This window comes from Xenorhabdus khoisanae (genome assembly GCF_001037465.1).
GTDB classification, from domain to species: Bacteria; Pseudomonadota; Gammaproteobacteria; order Enterobacterales; family Enterobacteriaceae; genus Xenorhabdus; species Xenorhabdus khoisanae.
Window position 1 is genome coordinate 1 of record NZ_LFCV01000084.1, and the last position, 5,280, is coordinate 5,280.

Consider the following 5,280-nt stretch of genomic DNA (forward strand, 5'->3'; position numbering starts at 1 on the left):
AGTTTTCGCCAGAACAGTGGTGATTGCAGCAGTCAGGGTAGTTTTACCGTGGTCAACGTGGCCAATAGTACCAACGTTAACGTGCGGTTTTGAACGTTCAAACTTTTCTTTAGACATTAGGTTGTTCCTCTAAGACACGGAATCGGTGGTTTCACCACATCAACCAAGCAATTTGCTTGTTAGATATTTACAGGAAGAAAATCAGGAGGCAGAACAGGAAAGGTGGTGCTGATAGGCAGATTCGAACTGCCGACCTCACCCTTACCAAGGGTGTGCTCTACCAACTGAGCTATATCAGCACATCTTGGAGCGGGCAGCGGGAATCGAACCCGCATCATCAGCTTGGAAGGCTGAGGTAATAGCCATTATACGATGCCCGCGTGAACTCGGCTACCTGACTTTAATCAGCTGTACATTGTATCTCAAGTATTTTGTCTAGAGTATAACTCGAGCAGAACACTCAAGATGAAAACTGGTTAATGGTGGTGGGGGAAGGATTCGAACCTTCGAAGTCTGTGACGGCAGATTTACAGTCTGCTCCCTTTGGCCGCTCGGGAACCCCACCTTTCCAAATTTTTAATGGTGCCGGCACCAAGAGTCGAACTCGGGACCTACTGATTACAAGTCAGTTGCTCTACCAACTGAGCTATGCCGGCATCAAGTGCTGCGCATTCTAGGTAGTGTTGGCTTTCGATGCAACAAAAAAATTGCTTTTTTTGTTCTTTCGCTCATAAAACAAACATTTTTGATGATATTGATGTTTTTTTCAATAACTTTAGAACAAACATTAAACAAAAAATTTGTAGAGAAGGAATATCAAAATGCATTTGCTGATCATTTCTTACAAATTTTTTGCGTCACCTTGATTTTTTCTTTTAAAAACGAAGGATGACCACCGAAATCATCTGTTGAACTGGAACATTTTTTTTACATTTTTGCATTTCCCATCAAAAAACTTACTAAAATCATAAAAAATTCTACGCCTGTGATAACGCAATCGATATGATGAGATTTATTTTTTGTCGGATACGGCTGTTCTCAACAACCTGTCCAACCTACATAGACAGGCAAATGTTGGCTTATGAATAATAAAGAATCTTTTTTAACGACCCCATATTTACAATTTGATCGTGAACATTGGGCAACATTGCGTGACTCAGTGCCATTGACATTAACAGAAGACGAAGTCGCCGCTTTAAAAGGCATTAATGAAGAAATTTCAATAGATGAAGTGATTGAAATCTATCTTCCATTATCACGCCTACTCAATTTTTATATAAGCTCCAATTTACGACGGCAAGCTGTTCTTGAACAGTTTTTAGGAACAGATGAACAAAAAATACCGTACGTTATTGGTATTGCTGGCAGCGTTGCTGTGGGAAAAAGTACCACTGCACGCTTATTACAAGCATTGCTAAGCCGCTGGCCTGAACATCGCCGTGTTAAGCTAGTAACAACAGACGGCTTTTTGCACTCTAATAATGTATTGAATGAACGTGGCTTAATGAAAAAGAAAGGATTCCCTGAATCCTATGATATGCGCAACTTAGTCAAATTCGTTTCAGATATCAAATCAGGCGCTGAAAAAGTCACTGCTCCCGTATATTCTCACCTGAGTTATGACATTGTTCCTAATGAACAAATTATCATAGAGAAACCGGATATTCTGATCCTTGAAGGCTTGAATGTACTACAAAGTGGCATGGATTATCCGCATGAGCCACACCATGTTTTTGTATCTGATTTTGTTGACTTTTCTATTTATGTTGATGCTTCAGAAGAATTACTTGAGCAATGGTATGTCAGCCGTTTTCTCAAGTTTAGACAAGGTGCCTTTGCTGATCCAGATTCTTATTTCCACAATTATTCCAAGCTCACGACAGAAGAAGCGATAAAAGTTGCATCTAGTATTTGGCGGGAAATTAACGGATTGAACTTACAACAAAATATTTTACCAACAAGGGAGCGTGCTAGCTTGATTATGACGAAAGGTATCAACCACACAATTGAAAATGTCAGATTGAGAAAATAAAGCAAACAGCCGGAAATATTTCCGGCTTTAACACTCAACAGCCCCTCAAGGATATTTCACCGCCAATGTAAGGTGTAATAACACCATTAATATCAAGTAAGAGTGCTCCTTGTTGATCAATTCCACGGGCTATTCCATGAATTTCCTGCTCACCAATAATTAATTTCACTGGACGATTAATAAAATTATCTAACTTAAGCCACCTAGGAATAAAAGGTGATAATCCTTCGTTTTCAAATTGAGTTAGTGTTTCTTTAAGCTCAGAAATGATTTCAGCAATCAATTTATTCCGCTCAACTGTCATTCCTGCTTGCTGTAAATTAGTCCAACGTTGATTAATGGATTTCTGTTGCTCACTACTCATCGAAATATTCATACCTATTCCGATAACGATCTGAGCAGCGTCACCGGTTTTTCCCGTCAATTCGACTAGTATTCCCGCAAGTTTTTTATCGTCCAAATATAAATCATTTGGCCATTTTACTTTTACTCTCTCATGGGCTCCCTGACGATTAAGAACTTCTGCAATTACAATTCCAACGACCAAACTTAAACCAATTGCAGCAGCAGGTCCTTGTTCCAAGCGCCAATACATAGACAGATATAAATTTCTGCCAAAAGCAGAAACCCACTGTCTACCACGACGCCCCCGGCCAGCATATTGATACTCTGCAACACAGGCATCACCAGAAGCGAGCTCTGATAACTTGTCTAACAAATATTGATTTGTAGAATCAATAACAGGTATAACTTCAATCCGGTCACTTGGGTGATAATTTGTAATAACATCTTTATCAAGAAGGTTCATTGGAGCAGGAAAACGATAACCTTTCCCCGGAAGCGTTAAAATTTCCACGCCCCATTCGCGAATGGTCTGGATGTGTTTATTAATCCCCGCTCGACTCATTCCCAATTCTTGCCCAAGTTGCTGTCCTGAGTGAATCTCGCCATTAGACAATACTTTAATTAATTTTAACGGAGTACTAATATCTTTCATGAAATACATTCCACTGCGTCTATCTCACCTTCACTGCCAATGAAGCGTACTTCAGGCTCTAATAAAATATTAAATTTTTCTGCTACTTTGTTACGCACATGTGCAGCCAGAGCAATAATGTCCTGCCCCTTTGCATTTCCTGTATTAATTAATACAAGAGCTTGCTGTGTATGCACAGCAGCATCACCAATAGAATAACCTTTCAAATGACATTGATCGATAAGCCATCCTGCAGCAATCTTTACACTATATTCATTATGATGATATTGAGGACAATCCGGATATTCAGATTTGATTTTTTGCGCCAATTCAGGCGGTACAATTGGATTCTTGAAGAAACTTCCCGCATTACCGATCACCACAGGATCAGGTAATTTACTTTGGCGCATTTCACATACAGCATTAAATATTTCCTCTGGAGTCACCTCTTCTCGTGAGAACTGTGCCAAACCACCATAAGTTAATATTGGTTCCCATGCCTTATTCAAACATAAGCCAACTGCTGTAATAGCATAATCATCTTTATATTTATGCTTGAAGATGCTGTCTCTATACGCAAATTCGCATTCATTTGCCATCAAACGAATAGAGTTACCAGTTTTCAATTCAACAACATCCACATATTCACAGACGTGTTTAAATTCAACTCCATATGCTCCAATATTCTGAATAGGGGCAGAACCTACATTTCCTGGAATTAATGCTAAATTTTCTAAACCATAAATCTGTTTCTTGAATAAATAAGTAATCAGATTATGCCAATTTTCTCCTGCGCCGACATGGATATACCATGCAGTCTCTGACTCGTTTATATCGATACCAAGAATACGATTCAGAATCACAGTACCTTTAAAATTTTCGGTGAAGAGAACATTACTTCCTCCTCCCAGCAGTAGAGTGGGATGATTTTTTCCCATCGCTTTTTGCCATAAGAACAGAAGTGATTCAACAGAGGCTGCTGTATCAATATGATCGGCATAGGCTGAAACGCCAAATGTATTAAACGCTTTTAGTTGGGTAGATTGACAGACAGACATTAACTTCAAGCTCAATAGATAATTTGAGCCGTAGTCTATCAGACTCTGCATTTGAAAGATAAGTAGGTCGTTTTCTAATACCTATCTGTTGATAGAAATACAAAAGTGTTAGAAATGCAAAAGTGTTAGAAATGCAAAAGGCCACTCATTTGAGTGGCCTTTTGGCTTGGTATTAAAGCTTGGCAGTTCCCTACTCTCACATGGGGAGACCCCACACTACCATCGGCGCTACGGTGTTTCACTACTGAGTTCGGCATGGGGTCAGGTGGGACCACCGCGCTATTGCCGCCAAGCAAATTCTGTTTTATTTGCCGAACATATTATTCATGGTGCTGATACCCAGATTCGAACTGGGGACCTCACCCTTACCAAGGGTGTGCTCTACCAACTGAGCCATATCAGCAAATGCTGAATAAAAAGTGTTGCCAAATGGGCAACACTTATAAATTGATGTCTGGCAGTGCCCTACTCTCACATGGGGAGACCCCACACTACCATCGGCGCTACGGCGTTTCACTGCTGAGTTCGGCATGGGGTCAGGTGGGACCACCGCGCTATTGCCGCCAGACAAATCCTGTATTCAATCCCGAACAAGCTGTTCTCTGTAGTTGAAACTGTTACTCTCGCACGCCCAAAACACCTTCGGTGTTGTCAGGTTAAGCCGCACGGTTCATTAGTACTGGTTAGCTCAACGTCTCGCAACGCTTACACACCCAGCCTATCCACGTCCTCGTCTCGAACGTTCCTTTAGTGTCCTCAAGGGACAAGGGAAGACTCATCTCAAGGCAAGTTTCCCGCTTAGATGCTTTCAGCGGTTATCTCTGCCGCACTTAGCTACCGGGCAATGCCATTGGCATGACAACCCGAACACCAGTGGTGCGTCCACTCCGGTCCTCTCGTACTAGGAGCAGCCCCTTTCAATCTTCCAACGCCCACGGCAGATAGGGACCGAACTGTCTCACGACGTTCTAAACCCAGCTCGCGTACCACTTTAAATGGCGAACAGCCATACCCTTGGGACCTACTTCAGCCCCAGGATGTGATGAGCCGACATCGAGGTGCCAAACACCGCCGTCGATATGAACTCTTGGGCGGTATCAGCCTGTTATCCCCGGAGTACCTTTTATCCGTTGAGCGATGGCCCTTCCATACAGAACCACCGGATCACTAAGACCTACTTTCGTACCTGCTCGAGCTGTCACTCTCGCAGTCAA

General features: G+C 41.8%; 4 protein-coding genes, 5 tRNA genes and 3 rRNA genes. 1 reads left to right on the forward strand and 11 read right to left on the reverse strand.

The window, feature by feature from the left end; all coding sequences use genetic code 11:
* The 5 genes from AB204_RS12780 to AB204_RS12800 form a co-directional block, all read right to left on the reverse strand.
* Positions 1 to 117 (reverse strand): GTP-binding protein (locus AB204_RS12780; protein ID WP_047963760.1); only part of this gene is annotated, 117 nt, incomplete at its 3' end.
* Positions 118 to 223: 106 nt separating this feature from the next.
* Positions 224 to 299: transfer RNA gene (locus tag AB204_RS12785), tRNA-Thr, on the reverse strand.
* A gap of 6 nt (positions 300 to 305) precedes the next feature.
* Positions 306 to 380, reverse strand: a tRNA-Gly gene (locus AB204_RS12790).
* 100 nt (positions 381 to 480) lie between these two features.
* Positions 481 to 565, reverse strand: a tRNA-Tyr gene (locus tag AB204_RS12795).
* Between the two features lie 15 nt (positions 566 to 580).
* Positions 581 to 656: transfer RNA gene (locus tag AB204_RS12800), tRNA-Thr, on the reverse strand.
* 425 nt (positions 657 to 1,081) lie between these two features.
* Between AB204_RS12800 and coaA the strand changes: the two genes are divergently transcribed.
* The gene (gene coaA, locus AB204_RS12810) at positions 1,082 to 2,032 is read left to right on the forward strand and encodes a type I pantothenate kinase (RefSeq protein WP_047963762.1); all 951 of its coding nucleotides are present in this window, start codon (positions 1,082 to 1,084) and stop codon (positions 2,030 to 2,032) included.
* A gap of 34 nt (positions 2,033 to 2,066) precedes the next feature.
* Here the strand turns inward: coaA and birA are convergent, their stop codons facing one another.
* From birA to AB204_RS12840, 6 genes are all read right to left on the reverse strand, one after another.
* Positions 2,067 to 3,029: a bifunctional biotin--[acetyl-CoA-carboxylase] ligase/biotin operon repressor BirA gene (gene birA / locus AB204_RS12815; RefSeq protein WP_047963763.1), complete on the reverse strand. Its 963-nt coding sequence runs from the start codon at positions 3,027 to 3,029 to the stop codon at positions 2,067 to 2,069.
* The gene (gene murB / locus AB204_RS12820) at positions 3,026 to 4,066 is read right to left on the reverse strand and encodes a UDP-N-acetylmuramate dehydrogenase (protein ID WP_047963764.1); all 1,041 of its coding nucleotides are present in this window, start codon (positions 4,064 to 4,066) and stop codon (positions 3,026 to 3,028) included. Before murB ends, birA begins: the two co-directional genes overlap by 4 nt.
* A gap of 177 nt (positions 4,067 to 4,243) precedes the next feature.
* Positions 4,244 to 4,359, reverse strand: a 5S ribosomal RNA gene (gene rrf / locus AB204_RS12825).
* A gap of 34 nt (positions 4,360 to 4,393) precedes the next feature.
* Positions 4,394 to 4,469 (reverse strand) — tRNA-Thr (locus AB204_RS12830).
* Positions 4,470 to 4,518: 49 nt separating this feature from the next.
* Positions 4,519 to 4,634: ribosomal RNA gene (rrf, locus tag AB204_RS12835) — 5S ribosomal RNA — on the reverse strand.
* 84 nt (positions 4,635 to 4,718) lie between these two features.
* A 23S ribosomal RNA gene (locus AB204_RS12840) occupies positions 4,719 to 5,280 on the reverse strand; the annotation flags it as partial.

What these genes read in the sequence shown, in the direction of transcription:
- coaA (WP_047963762.1), top strand. Translation starts at nt 1,082, where the DNA reads ATGAATAATAAAGAATCTTTTTTAACGACCCCATATTTACAATTTGAT.
- birA (WP_047963763.1), bottom strand. Translation starts at nt 3,029, where the DNA reads ATGAAAGATATTAGTACTCCGTTAAAATTAATTAAAGTATTGTCTAAT.
- murB (WP_047963764.1), bottom strand. Translation starts at nt 4,066, where the DNA reads ATGTCTGTCTGTCAATCTACCCAACTAAAAGCGTTTAATACATTTGGC.